Origin of the sequence: Microbacterium hydrothermale, assembly GCF_004854025.1 — a bacterium.
Taxonomy (GTDB): Bacteria; Actinomycetota; Actinomycetes; order Actinomycetales; family Microbacteriaceae; genus Microbacterium; species Microbacterium hydrothermale.
Map to the genome: position 1 here is coordinate 66213 of NZ_STGM01000006.1, position 18000 is coordinate 84212.

At 71.3% G+C, this 18000-nt stretch carries 18 protein-coding genes; 10 read left to right on the top strand and 8 right to left on the bottom strand.

What is annotated here, in order from left to right:
- Window positions 1-2: 2 nt before the first annotated feature.
- Together FB047_RS12355 and FB047_RS12360 are read right to left on the bottom strand one after the other, a co-directional pair.
- Window positions 3-620, bottom strand: coding sequence for a histidine phosphatase family protein (locus tag FB047_RS12355; RefSeq protein WP_136587516.1), 618 nt, complete (start codon window positions 618-620; stop codon window positions 3-5).
- A 216-nt stretch (window positions 621-836) separates the two neighbouring features.
- The gene (locus tag FB047_RS12360; RefSeq protein ID WP_136587517.1) at window positions 837-2039 is read right to left on the bottom strand and encodes a trans-sulfuration enzyme family protein; all 1203 of its coding nucleotides are present in this window, start codon (window positions 2037-2039) and stop codon (window positions 837-839) included.
- Between the two features lie 106 nt (window positions 2040-2145).
- Between FB047_RS12360 and FB047_RS12365 the strand changes: the two genes are divergently transcribed.
- Window positions 2146-2589 (top strand): Lrp/AsnC family transcriptional regulator, encoded by a 444-nt coding sequence (locus tag FB047_RS12365; RefSeq protein ID WP_136587518.1) that lies wholly within the window; start codon window positions 2146-2148, stop codon window positions 2587-2589.
- A 124-nt stretch (window positions 2590-2713) separates the two neighbouring features.
- Here FB047_RS12365 and FB047_RS12370 read toward each other — a convergent pair whose 3' ends face one another.
- Together FB047_RS12370 and FB047_RS12375 are read right to left on the bottom strand one after the other, a co-directional pair.
- A complete protein-coding gene (locus FB047_RS12370; protein WP_240752783.1) occupies window positions 2714-4093 on the bottom strand; it encodes an aldehyde dehydrogenase family protein in 1380 nt (459 codons plus the stop codon).
- A gap of 8 nt (window positions 4094-4101) precedes the next feature.
- Window positions 4102-5157 (bottom strand): homoserine dehydrogenase, encoded by a 1056-nt coding sequence (locus FB047_RS12375; protein WP_136587520.1) that lies wholly within the window; start codon window positions 5155-5157, stop codon window positions 4102-4104.
- A gap of 267 nt (window positions 5158-5424) precedes the next feature.
- Between FB047_RS12375 and FB047_RS12380 the strand changes: the two genes are divergently transcribed.
- Both FB047_RS12380 and FB047_RS12385 read left to right on the top strand, forming a co-directional pair.
- A complete protein-coding gene (locus tag FB047_RS12380) occupies window positions 5425-6921 on the top strand; it encodes an amino acid permease (RefSeq protein ID WP_136587521.1) in 1497 nt (498 codons plus the stop codon).
- Entirely contained in the window at window positions 6918-7667 is a 750-nt protein-coding gene (locus FB047_RS12385) for an IclR family transcriptional regulator domain-containing protein (RefSeq protein WP_136587522.1), read from the top strand. The genes FB047_RS12380 and FB047_RS12385 overlap by 4 nt, the downstream gene beginning before the upstream one ends.
- A gap of 5 nt (window positions 7668-7672) precedes the next feature.
- Here FB047_RS12385 and FB047_RS12390 read toward each other — a convergent pair whose 3' ends face one another.
- Window positions 7673-8467: an IclR family transcriptional regulator gene (locus FB047_RS12390; protein WP_136587523.1), complete on the bottom strand. Its 795-nt coding sequence runs from the start codon at window positions 8465-8467 to the stop codon at window positions 7673-7675.
- Window positions 8468-8548: 81 nt separating this feature from the next.
- Between FB047_RS12390 and FB047_RS12395 the strand changes: the two genes are divergently transcribed.
- From FB047_RS12395 to FB047_RS12420, 6 genes are all read left to right on the top strand, one after another.
- A complete protein-coding gene (locus FB047_RS12395; protein WP_136587524.1) occupies window positions 8549-10030 on the top strand; it encodes an amino acid permease in 1482 nt (493 codons plus the stop codon).
- Between the two features lie 287 nt (window positions 10031-10317).
- On the top strand, window positions 10318-11004 hold the full coding sequence (locus FB047_RS12400; protein WP_240752785.1) for a SipW-dependent-type signal peptide-containing protein: 687 nt from the start codon (window positions 10318-10320) through the stop codon (window positions 11002-11004).
- The gene (locus FB047_RS12405; RefSeq protein ID WP_167494234.1) at window positions 11001-11633 is read left to right on the top strand and encodes a signal peptidase I; all 633 of its coding nucleotides are present in this window, start codon (window positions 11001-11003) and stop codon (window positions 11631-11633) included. The genes FB047_RS12400 and FB047_RS12405 overlap by 4 nt, the downstream gene beginning before the upstream one ends.
- A gap of 13 nt (window positions 11634-11646) precedes the next feature.
- A complete protein-coding gene (locus FB047_RS12410) occupies window positions 11647-12375 on the top strand; it encodes a hypothetical protein (RefSeq protein WP_136587526.1) in 729 nt (242 codons plus the stop codon).
- Complete coding sequence (locus FB047_RS12415) at window positions 12372-14132, top strand: choice-of-anchor G family protein (protein WP_136587527.1); 1761 nt, start codon at window positions 12372-12374, stop codon at window positions 14130-14132. The genes FB047_RS12410 and FB047_RS12415 overlap by 4 nt, the downstream gene beginning before the upstream one ends.
- Before the next feature lie 110 nt (window positions 14133-14242).
- Complete coding sequence (locus FB047_RS12420; protein WP_136587528.1) at window positions 14243-15571, top strand: flavin monoamine oxidase family protein; 1329 nt, start codon at window positions 14243-14245, stop codon at window positions 15569-15571.
- A 15-nt stretch (window positions 15572-15586) separates the two neighbouring features.
- Here FB047_RS12420 and FB047_RS12425 read toward each other — a convergent pair whose 3' ends face one another.
- Entirely contained in the window at window positions 15587-16450 is an 864-nt protein-coding gene (locus FB047_RS12425) for a sulfurtransferase (protein ID WP_136587529.1), read from the bottom strand.
- 4 nt (window positions 16451-16454) lie between these two features.
- On the bottom strand, window positions 16455-16973 hold the full coding sequence (locus tag FB047_RS12430; RefSeq protein WP_136587530.1) for a DUF4188 domain-containing protein: 519 nt from the start codon (window positions 16971-16973) through the stop codon (window positions 16455-16457).
- Window positions 16974-17041: 68 nt separating this feature from the next.
- Here FB047_RS12430 and FB047_RS12435 point away from each other — a divergent pair, with 68 nt between their 5' ends.
- On the top strand, window positions 17042-17656 hold the full coding sequence (locus tag FB047_RS12435) for a MerR family transcriptional regulator (RefSeq protein ID WP_136587531.1): 615 nt from the start codon (window positions 17042-17044) through the stop codon (window positions 17654-17656).
- Here the strand turns inward: FB047_RS12435 and FB047_RS12440 are convergent.
- The gene (locus tag FB047_RS12440; protein WP_136587532.1) at window positions 17653-17943 is read right to left on the bottom strand and encodes a DUF4287 domain-containing protein; all 291 of its coding nucleotides are present in this window, start codon (window positions 17941-17943) and stop codon (window positions 17653-17655) included. The genes FB047_RS12435 and FB047_RS12440 overlap by 4 nt on opposite strands.
- Between the last annotated feature and the right edge of the window lie 57 nt (window positions 17944-18000).

The following is an 18000-nucleotide window of genomic DNA, read 5'->3' on the forward strand; positions in this document are numbered from 1 at the left end:
CCTCAGCGCCCCCGCACGTGGTTCCACTGCGTGATGACCTCGCTGCCGTGCTCGAACCCGAGTTCGCTGACCGCCGACGTGCCCAGCACGAAGTAGCGGCCGCCCGCGGCGGTCAGTCCCAGCCAGGTTCCCGCGAGGGCGCGCAGGAAGTGCCCGTGCGAGAACAGAAGCACCTGTTCGCCGGCGCGCACCCGCGGGCGCAGTTCCGCGAGCAGCGACTCCGCCCGGACGGTGACCTGGGCGACGGATTCGCCCGGGGTCGCGCCGGCGGGCGTGCCCTCCCAGATCGTCCACGGGCGTCCGAGCTGATCCACGATCTCGGGGGTGGTGAGGCCCTCGTAGGCGCCATAGTCCCACTCGACGAGTCGCGCGTCGGTCTGCACGTCGGGGTAGCCGGCGCGCGAAGCGGTCTCGACGGCGCGCTGGAGGGGGCTCGAGAGGATCAGGTCGTAACGGCGGGTGGCGAGCAGCGTCCCCGCGAGCTCGGCCTTGTAGGCGCCGGTCTCGGTCAGCGGGATGTCGGTCAATCCGGTGTGCCGCCCGGTGCGGCTCCACGCGGTCTCGCCGTGCCGCACCAGCACGATGCGTCCGTCGGGTTCGGTCAGCTCGTCGTCCTTCACGTGTCCATCCTCCCGCTGCGCCGCGGAACCCGGGCACGGGCGCACGAAGAAGGGCCGGTCGGAGGTGTCCGACCGGCCCTTTCCTGCACCAGAGTGTCCTGCAATCACATGTCGGTAGCTGCCACAGCAAAACAACTACCGTGCTCTCACTCTATAACGGTCAGGTAACGGAGGGGAAGGGGATGCCGCTCGGACATTCGAAATCCATAGGTCGGTTCACGCCCCGGATGCGTCGAGCGCCGCCGTGATGTCGGCGACGAGGTCGTCGGCATCCTCAAGTCCCACCGACAGCCGCAGGTGACCGAGCCGGCGGAACGGTTCGGGGTAGGTCGCGGTGCGGGGGCCGTCGGCGGCCGTGTGCACGATGAGGCTGTCGTCGTGACCGAGGGAGAACCCCGAGGTGATCAGGCGCAGCTGCGCCACGAAGCGGTTCTGCAGGTCGGGGTCGCCGTCGAGGGCGAAGGCCATCATGCCGCCGTACGCGGCCCCGCCGAACTGCCGACGCGCGAGCTCGTGCTGGGGGTGCGACGGCAGTCCCGGGTACGCGACGAACGCGACGCGCGTGTCGGCCTCGAGCGTCTCGGCGATCCGCTGGGCCGAGGCGAAGTGCTGACGCAGCCGCAGGGGCAGGGTGACCGACCCGCGCTGGATCAGCCACGCGTTGAAGGGCGAGATCACTCCGCCGACGTCGACCATGGCATCCGCCTTGATGGGTTCGATCAGCTCGCTGCGCCCGACCACGGCCCCGCCCATCGCGTCGCCGTGACCGTTGATGTACTTCGTCAGCGAGTGCACGACGAGATCGGCGCCGTCGTCGAGGGGGCGGTAGAACGGCGGGGGAGTGAAGGTGGAGTCCACCATCAGGACGGCGCCCGCGGCGTGCGCGATCTCGGCGAGCATCGCGATGTCGGCGACCTTCGTGGTGGGGTTCGCGATGGCCTCGACGCACACGAGGCGGGTTTCGGGCCGCATCGCCGCGCGGACGGCATCCGGGTCGGTGACGTCGACGAAGGTGGCTTCGATGCCGTAGCGGCGGGGCAGGAGTTCGGTCCAGAGGCGCCAGGTGGCTTCGTAGACCACGTCGCTGACGACGACGTGGTCGCCGACGCGGACGTGGGTGAAGAACACCGCGTGCAGGGCCGCGACCCCGGATGCCAGGGCGACGGCCTGTTCGCCGTGATCGAGGGCCGCGAGCTTGCGCTCGAGCGCGAGCTGGTTGACGCCCGTGTTGCGCGTGTACAGGCCCGGTGCGGTGGCCGACCAGCTGATCTCGCTGGGGTCTTCGGGCAGGGCGAAGGAGTTCGACATCACGAGCGGCGTGCGCAGGGCTCGGGTGCTGTCGAGCTCGATGCCGCCGTGGACGGCGAGACTCGCGTCGCCGAGACTCGTGGCGTCGGTGCGGTCCGGGTGTGTCGTCATCTCGGAGGCCCTTTCCGTCGTCCGCGTGACGGGACGATCGATCTGAGCTACCCTAGCGTGCAATATACGCATTGGCGAGTGCTGAATGAGCACGCAAGGAGCTGAAATGGTCCGCCCCCGCACGGATGCCGTCGATGACCGCATCCTCGCTGAGCTCCACGCCGACGCGCGCATCCCCCTCGTCACGCTCGCCTCGCGCGTGCACCTCTCGCGCAACGCGGTCAAACAGCGCATGGAGCGCATGGAGCGCGACGGATTGATCGCCGGATACACCCTCGCGCGCGGGCGCGTCGATGACGGCCGCGTCACCGCGATCGTGCTCGTCTATCGCGCCGACCGCATGCGCGGCGCCGGTGTCATCACGGAGCTCGCCCGCATTCCCGAGGTCGTGCAGTGCGACATCCTGTCGGGGCAGTTCGACCTTCTCGTGACCCTCCGCGCCGACACGATGGAACGCATCGGGCAGATCTGGGAGCGCATCGCCGCTCTCCCGGAGGTCAGTGACACGGTCACCTCGGTCTCGCTCACGCGCGTCATCGATCGCGCGTGACGAGGGTCATGCGGCCCGGCGTGCCGGCCCGCTCACGCGTGGCGTTCCCCCGCTCGCGGCGCCGATGTCGGAATCCGGATGCCACGCCCCCGTGCTCGTGGCCGGAGGGCGTGGCATCCGAGGGTCATGCGTTGATGCACACGACCTTGGGCTGGGTCATCTCCTCGTAGGCGAAGCGCACTCCTTCGCGGCCCATGCTCCCGTACTTGGCCCCGCCGAACGGCATGCTGTCGACGCGGTAGTCGGAGGAGTCGTTGATCATGACGCCCCCGGCCTCCAGGCGCTCCGCCACGCGCAGGGCGCGGCCGAGGTCGCGGGTGAACAGCCCCGCGTGCAGGGCGTATTCGATGTCGTTCGCCTGTGCGATCGCTTCGTCCTCGGTGTCGAACGGCGCGAGGACGACCACGGGGGCGAAGGCTTCGTCAGCCCACAGCTCGCACGAGAGAGCGACGCCCTCGATGACCGTCGGGGCGTAGACCGAGCCGTCCCGGCGATGGCCGGCGAGCACGCGCGCCCCGGCCCGCACGGCGTCGTCGACCACGTGTTCGGCGCGCTCCGCGGCATCCGTCGTGATCATGGGACCGACGTCGGTCGCCTCTTGCGTCGGATCGCCCGCGCGCAGCGCCGCGGTCGCCGCGACGAAACGCTCGCGGAAGGCGTCGTGGATCCCGCGCTGCACGAGGATGCGCTGCGCGCCGACGCAGTTCTGCCCCGCGGCCCAGAACGCCCCCGACACGCACGCCTCGACGGCGTGCGCGAGGTCGGCGTCATCGAACACGAGCACGGGCGCATTGCCGCCGAGCTCCATCGCGAGTCGCTTGAGTCCCGCGCCGCGCGCGATCGCCTCGCCCGTGGCGAAGCCGCCGGTGAACGACACCAGGCGCGCCTCGCGTGCCGAGACGAGCGCCGCGGCCACGTCGCGATCGCCGTGCACGACCGTCACGATCTCGTCGGGCAGGCCCGCGTCGATCAGGATGCCGACGAGGAACTCCGCCGTGAGCGGGGTATGCGGCGACGGCTTGAGAATCACCGCGTTGCCGCCGGCCAGGGCGGGTCCGAGCTTGTGCGCGACGAGGTTCAGCGCGTCGTTGTAGGGCGTGATCGCCACGACGATGCCGAGCGGTTCACGGGTGAACCACCCTCGGCGGTTCTCGGACCCCTCGAAGGCGTCGAACGGGATGACCTCGCCCGTCGCGGCGCGAGCCGTCTCGGCCGAGAGCGACAGCGTCGTCACGGCGCGGCGCACCTCCTTGCGGGCCTGTCGGACGGTCTTGCCGGCCTCGCGCACGATGAGCGCCGCCGCCTCGTCGGCGCGGTCGTCGAGCAGCTGCGCCGCCCGGTGCAGGACCGCGTGCCGGGCGAAGCGCGAGAGACCGCGCGACAGTTCGGCGCCGACGCGGGCGCGATCGAACACGGCGGGCACGTGGTCGACGCCGATGGTCGGCACGCTGCCGATCACGGAGTCGTCGAAGGGGTTGCGCACCTCGAGGGCGTCGGTGGGCATCGTCAGCGTCATCGCCGTGCCACCGCGGCCTGCGCCACGCGGGCGTCGATCTCGATGATGTCCGAGAGCAGCGCGTAGGCCGTCTCGACGCGTCCGGCTCCGGGGCCGCTCACGGTCACCGTGCCGAGCAGGTCGGTGTCGAACGACACCGCGTTGGTCGGACCGCTGATACCGGCGAGCGGGTGGGTGAGGGGCAGGGCGACGGGCTCGACGCTCGCGCGCACCGTGCCGTCGGCGAGGCGTTCGGCCGCGCCGATGAGCTTGTACCGAAAACCCCGGGCTGCGGCATCCACGATGTCGGCGGGGGTGATGCCCGTGATGCCGACGCAGGTCACGTCGGCGGGGGTGATGTCGGCGCCGAGGACCTCGTTCGCGAGGATGACGACCTTAAGGCGCACATCGGAACCCTCGATGTCGGCGGTCGGGTCGGCCTCCGCGTAGCCGAGGGTCTGCGCCTCGGCGACCGCGGTGGCGAGGTCCATGCCCGTCTCCATCTGGCCGAGCACGTAGTTGCTCGTGCCGTTCAGGATGCCGCGTACCGCGTCGACGCGCAGTCCCTGCAGCGTTGAGGAGGCGAAGCGCAGCACGGGCGTACCGCTCACGACGGAACCTTCATAGGCGAAGTGCACGCCGTTCGCCGCGGCGATCGCGTTCAGTTCGGGGCCCGCGAGGGCGACGGGGCCCTTGTTCGTGGTGGTGACGCTCTTCCCCGCCTCGAGGGCCAGGCGCACGTGCGAGACACCGGGCTCGCCGTCGACCGGGTTGGTGAAGGTCGCCTCGACGACGATGTCGGCGGTCGTGTTCCGGATGACCTCGACGTTCCGGGGCTCGGCGTCCCCTCCCGGCCAGCCGGCGAAGGTGGCGCCGGGTGCCAGGGCCAAGACGGCGTCCAGATCGATGCCGTCCTCCTGCATGAGGGAGCCCAGGCGCAGGTCGGTGATCGCGACGATGCGCAGCGCGAAGCCGAGCTCGGTCGCGAGGTCGTCGCCGCGGTCGCGGATGAGCTCGGCCAGGGCGCGGTTCACGCCGCCGAAGCCGATGAGGGCGAGATCGTGACGGTTCATGGGTCTCCTCGAGAGGGTGCAGGACGGGGTCTTCGGCCATCGTCCGTCGCCGTCGTGTCGCTCTGCGCCTGGCATTCCGACGGTGAGGGATGCCGTTATGTCGGTGCGGCTGCCGGATCGCCCGATCGATCGCCGAGCGTTCTCCGCCCTTGAGCGGACCGCCCGAGGCCGCTACTGTCCGAGGAAACATGTGCGAAATGAACACAGTGCAGTGTTCATGCCACACGAAATGCGATCCGTTCCCCTTCTTCCCGAATGCGAGACGCCATGCCACGCCCCACCGACTCCTCGTCCCTTCCCAACGCCCTCCCGCAGACCGTCGCGACACAGGTGCCGCTGCGGCGCCTGCAGCGCTCCATGGACGCGCGCCACCTGGTGATGATCGCCCTGGGCGGCGTGATCGGGTCGGGGCTCTTCCTCAGCTCGGGCTACACGATCAACCAGGCCGGCCCGCTCGGTGCGATCGTCGCCTACCTCGTCGGCGCGTTCGTCGTGTACCTGGTGATGTCGTGCCTGGGCGAACTCGCCGTGGCCTACCCCGTCTCGGGCGCCTTCCACATCTACGCTGCCCGCGCGATCAGCCCCGCCACCGGGTTCACGACGGCCTGGCTGTACTGGCTGTGCTGGGTCGTCGCCCTCGGCTCCGAGTTCACCGCCGCCGGCATCCTGATGCAGAGATGGTTCCCCGGCGTGGAGGTGTGGGTGTGGTGCCTGGTGTTCGCCGGCATCCTGTTCACCCTCAACGCGATCTCGGCGCGCGTGTTCGGCGAGACGGAGTTCTGGTTCTCGCTCATCAAGGTGGTCGCGATCGTCGCGCTCATCGTGCTCGGCGGTGCGGCGATCTTCGGCTTCACCCCGCTGTCGTCCGAGCACCCCGGGGCCGTCCTGTTCAGCAACTTCTCGACGCCCGACGGGCTCTTCCCCACCGGCATCGCCGGCGTCCTGATGACCTCTCTGGCCGTCTTCTACGCCTTCAGCGGCTCGGAGCTCATCGGCGTCGCCGCGGGCGAGACGAAAGACCCCGCCCGCAACATCCCGAAGGCCCTGCGCTCCACCGTGCTGCGCCTGCTCGTGCTCTTCGTCGGCTCCATCACCGTCATCGCCGCGATCCTTCCCTACGAGCAGGCGGGCCTGACCTCGAGCCCCTTCGTCGACGTCTTCGAATACGTCGGTGTGCCGTTCGCCGGCGACATCATGAACTTCGTCATCATCACCGCGCTGCTCTCGGCGGGCAACAGCGGCCTCTTCTCGTGTGCGCGGATGCTGTTCTCCCTCGCGGAGGAGGGGCACGCTCCCCGCGCGTTCACGAAGCTCACCTCCCGCGGCATCCCGATCGTCGCCCTCAGCGTCAGCATGGCGGTCGGTCTCGTCTCCCTGGTGTCGAGCGTGATCGCCGCCGAGACCGTCTACCTCGTGCTCGTCTCGATCGCCGGGTTCGCCGTCGTGGCGGTGTGGATGTCGATCGTCGCGGCGCAGTTCTTCCACCGGCGGGCCTTCGTCCGTGGGGGCGGTGACATCAAGACGCTCGCCTACCGCACGCCGTTCTACCCCGTCGTCCCGATCCTGGCGTTCGTGCTGCTCGGGGTCTCGATCGTCGCGATCGCCTTCGACCCGAACCAGGTCGCGGCGCTATACTTCGGCATCCCGTTCGTCGTCGCGTGCTACGTGTTCTTCTGGTGGCGGTACGGTCGTCGGGGAGCCGCTGCCGGGGCCACGCTCGATGAAGAGGCGCCGCAGGCGCCCGTGACCGAAGGACGCCGATGACACCTCCCGCCTCGCTGACGCAGGGACTCTCGCTGCTGGACGCGGCGATCGAGAGGGAGCGGTCGGGGCGGGCCGGGTTCGCCCTCGCCCGCCTCGCCGAAGCGGCCGGGGTCGAACGCAGCCGCGCCTCGCGCGTGACGCAGGAGCTGCGGCGCCTCGCCTTCATCGAGCGCGACGCGACGACCGTGCTGCACGCGGGCCCCGCCTTCTTCGACGCGGCGGGCGCGCGTCACGAACCCTGGCTGCGCGCAGCCCGCATGCACCTGCGTGCGTTGGCCGCGCACCTGGGGATGATCGCCCGCGTGGTGGCCGCCGACGGGCAGAGGGCGCTGCTGCTGCGCATCGAGGGCGCGGGGGCGAGCGGCGAGGGAACCCTGCGTCCGGCGGCGGTCACGCCGGTCTGGTGCACCGGCGCCGGGCGGGCATTGCTCTGGGATCACTCGCGCGCCGCCCTCGACACCCTTCTGCGCGATGCGCAGTTCGTGGGCGTCGGCGGGCCGGCCGCCGCCCGGACGGTCGACGCGGTCGACGCGCTCCTGCAGCGCGATCGAGAGCGCGGGCTCATCATCGCGCGCTCCGAGTACGTCGCCGGCCTCGACGAGTTCGCCCTGCCCGTGCGGGGGGCGCACGGTATCGTCGCGGCTCTCTCCGTGAGCGGTGCGCCGGTCTCGGCGGCGCGCGAGCGCCACATCGAGACGCTGCTGTCGCAGAGCGCGGAGCGGCTGAGTTCTCTGGCACGAGGCTGAACGGGTCAGCCGCGGCCCCGCCCGCCGCCGAGACGTTCGGACAGGGCCGCCGCGGCGCGTCGGCAGGCGGTTGCCGCCTGAGACGTGCGCGGCTGCAGGATGGTGCGTTCTCCGACCACCTGGATCGCCGCGACGACCTCTCCGCGGAAGTCCCAGACCGGTGCCGCGACGGAGTACAGTCCCGCCTCGGCCTCCTCGTCCACGATCGTGTACCCGCGCTCGCGGGCCTCGCGCAGTCGGCCGAGGAAGTCGTCGACGGATGCCGGAGCCCGGGGCCCCGCGCCGGCGAAATCGGTCGCGGCGAACACCGCGCGCACCTCCTCGTCATCGGCGTCCCACAGCACGGCCTGGCCGGCGTCGCTGCAGAAGGCGGGGTAGCCGCGCCCGATCCACGTTCCGACCATGTTCGAGGCCGAAGGGATGCTTTCGACGATGGTCACCGTCGTGTCGCCGCGCAGTACGCCGAGGAAGACCGCCTCGCCGGTCGCGGCGGCCAGGTCATCGAGGACGGCGAGGCCCTCCAGCCGCAGGCGGCGGTCGACGAGGTCTTCGGCGGCGGTGTACCACGCCCACGACGGTCGGTAGCGGCGCTCGTCGTCGCGCGCGACGACATCCTGTGCAGCGAGCGCCGTAAGCGTGCGGGAGACGTGCGAGCGTTCGCGCCCGAGCGCCCGGGCGACGTCGGTCGCCGACGCTCCGCGGCCCGTGCGGGTGAGCGAGGCGACGGCGGACACCACGTCGAAGGCGCGGCTCACGGTCGAGGTGGCGTCGTCGTCGGTGCCGGCGCCCACGGTGCTCATCGGCCCAGCGTACCGAGGGGCCTCCGGCATGAACTACTGTGACTGCGTCGCCCGGACGCCTCGACGGCTCCGGGCTCGATCATGAAGGCGAGCACCCCCATGAGTCGTCCCCTCGATTCCTCCCTCGACACGTCCGGCTCCGCGGGCGCACCCCGGCGACTGCGCCGCGCCATGGATGCGCGCCACCTCGTCATGATCGCCCTCGGCGGGGTGATCGGCTCGGGCCTGTTCCTCAGCTCGGGCTACACCATCCATCAGGCCGGCCCGCTCGGCGCGGTCCTGGCCTACCTGCTGGGCGCGTTCGTGGTGTGGCTGGTCATGGTGTGCCTCGGTGAGCTCGCGGTGGTCTACCCGGTGTCGGGCTCGATCCACATCTACGCCGCGCGCACGATGGGTCCCGCCACGGGGTTCGCCACGGCGTGGTTGTACTGGCTGTGCTGGGTGGTGGCGCTCGGGTCTGAGTTCACGGCATCCGGGATCCTCATGCAGCGCTGGTTCCCCACCGTCGACGTGTGGGTGTGGTGCGTGGTGTTCGCCGGCGTCCTGTTCACCCTCAACGCGATCTCGGCGCGCGTGTTCGGCGAGACGGAGTTCTGGTTCGCCCTCATCAAGGTCGTCGCGATCGTGGCCCTCATCGTGCTCGGGACGATGGCCATCTTCGGATTCACCCCGCTGTCGCCGGAGCCGCATCAGGCGGTGGGTCTGAGCAACTTCGTCACCCCCGACGGACTGCTGCCCGCCGGGCTCGGCGGCGTGCTCATCACCTCGCTCGCGGTCTTCTACGCCTTCAGCGGTGCGGAACTGGTGGGTGTCGCCGCCGGGGAGACGAAGGACCCCCGCCGCAACATCCCGCGCGCACTGCGCTCGACGGTGCTGCGCCTGCTCGTGCTCTTCGTGGGCTCGATCGTCGTCATCGCCGCCCTCCTGCCCTACGACCAGGCGGGGCTGTCGTCGAGCCCGTTCGTCGACGTCTTCGAGTACGTGGGTGTGCCGTATGCCGCCGACATCATGAACTTCGTCGTGATCACGGCGCTGCTCTCGGTGGGCAACAGCGGCCTGTATTCCTGCGCGCGCATGCTCTTCTCGCTCGCCGAGGAGGGGTACGCCCCGAAGGTCTTCACGAAGCTCACCCGCCGCGGCATCCCGATGGTCGCGCTCCTGGTGAGCCTGGCCATCGGCCTCGTCTCGCTCATCTCCAGCGTCGTCGCGGCCGAGACGGTGTACCTCGTGCTCGTCTCGATCGCCGGATTCGCCGCGGTGGCGGTGTGGATGTCGATCGTCGCCGCGCAGTTCTTCCACCGCCGCCAGTACCTCCGATCCGGCGGCGACGTCGCCGACCTCGCGTTCCGCACACCCCTGTACCCGCTCGTCCCGATCCTCGCCTTCGTGCTGCTGACGGCCTCGATCGTCGCGATCGCCTTCGACGAGAATCAGGTCGCGGCGCTGTACTTCGGCATCCCGTTCGTGGGCGCGTGCTACCTGTTCTTCTGGCTCCGGTACGGCCGCCGCGGGGCTCGGCCCGTTCCACTGAACGAAGAGGCTCCCGCGGGATCCGTCGACTGACGGCGGTCGTCGGTGAGAGCGTCGCGCATCGACGGGTGCGCGAGGTTTCGCGCGACGCCACCCACGGATGACGGACGCGACTACCTGGTCCCCCCGACTCGGTAGTCGGATTGCGATGCGCAGCTGCGGGTCCGTCGGCGGGTCGGTAGTGCGCGGACCACTGGTTCTTCATCTGGTTTGACCCGACTGCTCTTGGCGCGCGCTCCGGAGAGCGCGAGTGTCGGCGTCGCGGGGCCTCCCCGCCCGCTGGGCACCAGCCGAGCGGATCGAACCTGATGGGGGTATCCATGGAGAACCAGAAGCGCCGACTCGTTCGGCGTCGCATCTTCGCCGTCGCCGCGGGTGGCGCGGCTCTGGGGGTCGGCGTCGCGGCGACCCTCGCCGCCTGGACCGATACCGAGTGGGTGTTCGGCGGCGACGGTGCAGGAGGGGCGGGGGTGGGCACCTCCACCTTCGCGATCGAGCAGAACACCGACCCCGGCTTCGACCCGACCGCGTGGACGGACGAGCCGGACAACCCGGGCGGCCAGATGGTGTTCACCGCTGCGGGACTGCTGGGGACGGAGCTCACCCCGGGCGACAGCGTCTACGCCGCGGTGGCGCTGCGGACCAAGAACGCCTCCATCGCCGGCGACGTCCAGCTCCAAGCGGCCGATCCCGCCGCGGGGATCGCCACCGACGACCCCGGCGACCTGCTCTTCGACGCCCTCGACGTGCGCGTCGCGACGAGTGCCACCGCCTTCACCTGCGACGCGACCGCCTTCACGGGACCGGTGACCGTCATCGCCGACGGGTCGCTGGCGAACACCGGAGCCACGCTCACGCAGTCGCTCGCCGCGGCGTCGGGCTCGACGCAGTACTACTGCTTCGAGGTGACCCTGCCCGACCCGATCCCGCTGGCGGGCGGGACGACCCCCGAGGACTACATGGGTCGGACGATCGCCCCGGCGTGGGAGTTCGTGGCCACCTCGTGAACGACCTGGTCACGGCATCCCGTCCGCTCGCCGCGCACGCCGCGGGTCCGCGGCACCGGTTCTCCCCTCCCGCGTCGGCCGCTGAGGCGCCGACGCCCCTCGAGCGGGTGCGGGATGCCGTGACCACCCTCGTCGGATGCCTCGGCATCCTGACCGTCGCCTGGCTCGTTGCCAGCGCCGTAGGGGGACTGGGGATCATCGTCTTCGTCACCGGCTCGATGTCGCCCTCGCTCCCCACCGGTGCCGCCGCCATCACCCGATCGGTGGATGCCGCAGATCTCGCCGTCGGCGACATCGTCACGGTGCGACGCCCCGGGAACGGTGCGCAGGTGACCCACCGCATCGTCGAGATCGCGCCCGTCGCCGGCGACCCGCGGGCGCGCAGCCTCGTGCTCCGCGGTGACGCGAACCAGGCCGCCGACCTCCAGCCCTATGTCGTGCAGAGCGCCCCACGGGTGCTGATCGGTGCTCCCCTCGTGGGCACGATCATCACGACGGCGAAGGCCCCACCGGTGATGCTCGCCACCGCCGTCCTGATCGCCTTCGTCATCGCGTGGGCACTGTGGCCCTCCGCTGAACGAGTGCCGCACCTCGACGCCGATCAGCCGACTCCTGCTTCCTCCCGCTGACCATCGGAGAACCATGACCCTCTCTCCTCGCGTCGCCGGTCGGCGCGTCAGCGCGGTCCTCGCCGCCGCCGCCTCCCTTGCGCTCCTCGGAGCCGGAGGGGTGTTCGTCGCCGATGCGGCACGCGCCGCCTTCGTCGACGTCCCGCCCACGGGCGCACCGGGACGACTCGTGCTCTCCGCCGATCCGTATCCCGCCGAGTTCTTCGAACTCAGCCCCGGAGATCCCGCCTTCTGGCAGATCCAGGCGCGCCTGGAGGATGCCACGTCCGCCACGCTCGCGCTCGAGTTGCGCAAGAGCGGCCCGTTGGCGGAAGTGCCCCGCGGGCTGGTCATGCGGGTGGACGTCTGCGACGACCCCTGGTCGGGTGCACCCGATCAACCCGTCTGCGCCCGGGGGAGCCGCTCCATCACGGTCGCGACGCCGTCCGACGAGTACGCGACGACGTCGCCCTCGTTCGAACTGCGCCCGCTCACGCCGTCGGCCCCGCAGTATCTGCTGGTGACCCTCTCGGTCGAGGACTCCGCCGCGGCGCGGGAGGACGCCTCCCTGATGGGCTTGCGCGGACGGATGGGCGTCGGACTCACGGCGATGTCGGTCGACGACGTGCCGGTGCGCCCACCGGGGCGGTTGCCGGCCACCGGTTTCGACCCGATGGCGCTCGTCGGCGTGGGTGCGCTCGCCGCGGGGCTCCTCGGAATCGGGGCGTCGATGCGGATCGCACGGAACGGGGGACGGCGATGAAGGCTGTGATTCGGGCTGCTCTGGCCGCCGCGACGGGAATGCTGCTGGTGGTGCCGTTGGGCATCACGGCGACGACCGCGAACTGGAACGACGCCGAATGGGTCCACGACGAGGCCCTCGGGACGGGCGTCCTGGATTGCGCGCAGAATCCCGCTCTCGAGAGCCGGTCTCGGGGAACCTTCCTCGCGGGGGAGTTGCTCGGGGTCGACCTGGATGCGCTCGCGCAGCTCGATGACATGCGTCTGACGGTGCGGCCGGACGGGGTGGCGGTACCCGATCCGGCGAACGCGCTGAATCTCGGCTCCCCGCCCCCGACCTCCACTTTCGCCAACCCGCTGAACGTGGGGGCGCTGGGGATCGTGGGGGTCGATCTCACCGGCTTCTCGGTCGGGCTGCCGGGCGCGACCCTCGGAGCGGCGAACCAATGGACGCAGGGGGCTGCCACCGGGAGCGCCGTGGGGGCGTCCGGCCTGATCAACAATTCCGGGGCCGTCCTGGTGTCGGACACGACACCCGACAGCGACCTTCCCCGGCCCGCGACGATCGACATCACCGCTCTTCTGCCGACCGTCGCGGGGCTGAACGCCGCGCGGCTCGAGGTCGGTGCGGTCGCCGCCCGTTCGCAACTGAACGGGTGCGCCGCCCTGCTCGACCAGGTGTGGGGCGTGCCCGCCGCTCAGCCGATCGCGCAGCGGGCCTACGGCATCGCGGGTCTCGGTCTCGTCCTCGACGCTCCCGCGGTGGGGGCGTTGACCGGGGCGGTCACGACGACGGTGGGACAGCTCGAGACGGCGGTCGCCGGGCTCGTGGGGCAGAACGGCCTCATCTCGCAGACGTTGAGCAACACCCTCCGACTCCGTGTCTCCACTCTCGCGAGCACGCAGACGACGGGTACGGTAACCATCACGGGTCTCGACCTGCGGTCGACGGTCGCCCCGTTCCTCGCCCTGCAACTGCGGGGCGACGGATTCACGATCGACCTGGCGAACGGACGGATCCTCGTCGATCTCGAGCGGCTGACCGGCCCGCTGAACAACGCGGCCCCCAACACCCAGCTCGTCCTCAACGCCGGTGTCGTGAACGCCATCACGGCCGAAGCGGGCGCGCTCCTGGATGCGTGGGCGACGGACGTCACCGCGGCGTTGCGCGCGGCGATCCTGAACGCGCAGATCAGCATCGACCTGAGCGTGCAGGTGGGCGTCAGCCTGACGACCAACGCCCCGACCACCAACCTGGCGACCGCTCGACTCACGTTGAACACCACCATTCGCAGCCTCTTCGAAGGGAGCCCGGCGCCGGTGATCGGGGTTTCCCTCTCCGGGGTGCCCACGACGGGGCTCACCGCGCTCAACGCCGCTCTCGGCCTTCTCGGACTGCCGAACCTGACGACGATCGTCAACACCCTCTCCCTGTCCGGACCCGTCCTGACGACGTCCTTGACCAGCCTGCTCACCACCGAACTCCTGAACCGCGTCACCACCCTCGGCGCGACGCTGTCCACGCTCTCGGCACCGGTGGTCACCGTTCTGGCGAATGTGTTGAACGCGCTGCCGTCGGTCGTGTCGGTGATGGTCAACGTGCAGCCGGACGTGTCCGGGGCTCCTCCGGGGTCGACGTACACGCTGCCGACAGCCCGCTCGACGGCCGAGTACGCGGTGACCGCGCTCCGGCTCGGGCTCGCCGACTTCGCAACCCCCTCCGACGTCGCCCACGTCCTCTTCGCCACGGGATCGGCGGGGCCGGTCACCCTTCCCTGACGGGCCGCGGCGGCGCCCGGACGTCGCCGCGGCCATCTCCGGGGCGGCCGCCGTCGACGACCCCGGGCGGACTACTCTCGTCACACGGTCGTCTACCCGAGGGAGCCGTCATGCAGGAGCAGTTCGACACCGTCGTCGTGGGAGCGGGCATCTCCGGCCTCGCCGCCGCCCGGCTTCTCGCCCGTCACGGGCATCGAGTGGTCGTGCTCGAGGCCCGTGACCGCGTCGGCGGCCGGGTCTTCACCGACCGCAGCGAAGGGCACGTCACCGACCGGGGGGCGTCGTGGATCCACGGCATCGACGACAGTCCGGTCGCCGAGGCCGCACGCGCCTTCGGGATGCCGATGGTGGAGTTCACCGTCGGGGGCTACCAACCGGACTCGCGTCCCCTGACGTACTTCGACGCCGAGGGTCACCGCCTGGCGCCCGAGGCGGTGCGCCGCTACGCCGACGACATCCGCGCGCTCAATGCGGCCCTGGTGGACGTGATCGCCGAGGCCGCGGACGATGCGACCTACGCCGAGGTCGTCGAGCGGGCGCTCGCCGCGCAGGACTGGGATGCCGAGCGCGCCGAGCGCGTGCGCGAGTACAACGACCGCCGCGCCCAGGAGCAGTACGGCATCGGCATGGCCGGTCTCGGGGCCCACGGTCTCGACGACGACACCGTCAACGGCGACGAGGTCGTCTTCCCGCGCGGGTACGACGAGCTCGCGACGCGGTTCGCCGAGGGACTCGACGTGCGACTCGAGCACGTGGTCTCCCGCGTGCGGTGGGCGGCCGACGGGGCCGAAGTCGAGACGGACCTCGGCACGTTCCACGGCAGGCACGTGGTGGTCACGGTGCCGGTGGGGGTTCTGCAGGCGGGTGATCTCGAGATCGAGCCCGCCCTCCCCGCGGCGCACGCCCGTGCGCTCGGCCTGCTCCGCATGAACGCCTTCGAGAAGGTCGTGCTCCGCTTCGCCGAACGGTTCTGGGAGCCCGACGTCTACGGCATCCGTCAGCTCGGCGACGAGGGGCAGTGGTGGCACTCCTGGTACGACCTCGGGCGCCTGCACGACGAGCCCGCCCTGCTCACCTTCGCCGCGGGTCCCGCCGCCCTCGCGACGCGCGCGTGGAGCGACGACGAGATCGTGGCGTCCACCCTCGCGCAGCTGCGGCGGCTGTACGGCGACGCGGTGCCCGAGCCCGAGAGTGCGGTGGTCACCCGGTGGCAGGACGATCCGTTCTCGCACGGCTCGTACGCCTACATGCTCCCGGGGTCGGTCGGCGCGGATCACGACGACCTCGCCGAGCCGGTCGGCGGGGGAGTGCTGCACGTGGCCGGCGAGGCGACGTGGGGCGACGACCCGGCGACGGTCCCCGGCGCGATGCTCTCGGGGCATCGCGCGGCGCAGAACGTGCTCGGTCGAGAGGTCGCGGTCGGCGACCTCTGGGCCTGACGCGACGGAGAGCGCTCAGCGCGGCGCGGGGCCCGTCGCGACGGGGAGCTCGGGGTGGTTCGACCACTGGCTCCACGATCCCGGGTACAGGCGCGGTTCGAAGCCCGCGAGGGTGAGGGCGACGGCCTGGTGCGCCGCGGTCACCCCGGATCCGCAGTAGACGCCCACGCTCATCCCGTCGTCGGCGCCCAGCAGGCGGAACCGCGCGCGCAGGTCGTCGGGGGAGCGGAATCGCCCGTCGGCGCCGACGTTCTCGGTCGTGGGTGCGCTCACGGCTCCCGGCACGTGGCCCGCGCGCGGGTCGATCGGCTCGGTCTCGCCGCGGTAGCGTTCGCCGGCGCGCGCGTCGAGGAGCAGGCCCTCCGCGGCGACGTCGGCGACGTCGTCGAGCTCGAGCACGGGCAGGGCGCCGTAGGCGAGGTCGACCGTTCCGGGCGCGGGGGTCGCGGCATCCCCCTCCTCCTGCGCGAAGCCGGCGTCGACCCAGGCGCGATACGCGCCGTCGAGCAGGCGCACGTCGGTGAGACCGGCGTAGCGCAGGAGCCACCAGGCCCGCGCGCTCGCCATGTTGTTCGCGTCGTCGTAGACCACGACGGTGTCGCCCGCGTCGATCCCCCAGCGGCGCGCGGTGGCCTGCAGGTGGTCGACGGAGGGGAGCGGATGCCGCCCCTCGCTCGACGAGGCGCCGTGGGCCGCCAGGTCGCGGTCGAGGGCGACGTACTGCGCGCCGGGGATGTGGCCCTCGCGGTAGTCCGGTCGCCCGTCGGGGCGGTCGAGCCGCCACCGCACGTCGAGCACGCGCACGGGGCCGCCGTCGGGGTACGCCCCCGCGGCGAGGGCGGCGTTCAGGTCGGCGGCGGTGGTGAGGAGCGATTCCATACGCTCATTCTGTCCCCGCGGTCGCCGCGGCGGTCGGTGCGGGGCCCGTGCGGCCGTCGGCGACGCGCGCGCGAGCCCGGTCGTGGCGGGAGGCGATCGGCACCACCGCGGTGGCCTTCGGCAGGCCCATCGCGGGGGTTCCCACGTAGATGGTCTCGGCGCGGTCGACCACGTAGGTCTCGTGCCAGATGCCGACGGCCCCCAGGTTCGAGCGCGCCCGGCGGTTGAACCGCGTCCACGCGGGGCGGTGCTCCTGCGTGGGGGCCGAGGCGTAGGCGTAGAGCTTGTCGAGCGACGACCAGTACTGCACGAGGTAGGGCCCGCGCGCGCCGAGCAGCATCGTGAAGCCGAGCAGGCCGGAGTCGGCGTCGACGCTCAGCTCGCGGAGCATCTTCGGCATGTCGCTCATGAGCGGCATCCACTGGTCGACACGCCACCAGCGGTTGACGGTCATGCCGATGTGGAAGACGACGAGTTCGTCGTCCCAGCGGTGGGTCATCCGACCCGGATTGATGGGGGCCATGGCACGTCCTCACTCGATAGTGGCACTATCCAGTGTTGGATAGTTTCGCTATCGAGTCAAGGGGGAACGTGCGGATCTCAGAGCTGGCGGCGCGCAGCAGCGTCCCCGTCGCGACCATCAAGTACTACCTACGCGAGAAGCTGCTGCCCGAGGGGGAGCGGTCCTCTCCCACGCAGGCCGCCTACGGCGAAGCCCACGTGCAGCGACTCGGCGTCATCCGTGCCCTCGTCGACGCCGGCGTCGGCATCGCGGGCGTCCGCAAGGTCGTCGCGCTGCTCGAGGAGCCGCCCGAGAACCCCTCCGACCTCCTCGGCGCGGCCAACGCCGCCGTGACGCCGGCGGTCTCGAGCGACCTCGACCTCACGGCGGCGCTCGCCCTCCTGGAGCGCATGGGCGGCTCGGCGGAGCACTGCTTCCCCGACCAGGTCGCCGCGGTCGCGCAGGCCCTCGCGACCCTCGATCGCGCGGGGTTCACGGTGCCGGACGCCGTCATGGACGCCTACATCGAGCACCTCGGCGCCCTCGCCGAGGCCGAACTCGCGGCGACCCCCGACTCCTCGATCGAGGATGCCGTGCGGTACGTCGTGCTGGGGACCGCGCTCGTCGAACCCCTCATCCTGGCGCTGCGCCGCGTCGGCGAGCAGATCGCCGCGTCGCGACGCTTCGGGGCGGGTTCCGCCTAGCGGTTCGGGTTCGAGGCGGCGCCGTCGAGCCAGAGCTCGTCGGTCGCGTCGCCGTGCGGACCGGTGGAGCCCACGTGCGCGTCGCTGATCTTCGGTCCCTTCGTGATCACGTGCACCAGAGCCATGCCGTGACCGCGGCCGAGGTCGTGATCGTCCTTCAACCACTGCAGGATCGGGCCGGCCTTCGTGCCGGGCCCGAACCCGCGCTCTTCGGCGAGGGCGAGGAACTGACGCGGCGTGAGTCCGGTCTTGGTCTCGATGTTGTCGAGGTACGCCTGAAACGACATGCCAGGAGGCTAGCGCCGCGGAACGACCGCGTCCACGGCGCGATCGAGGCGTCCGCC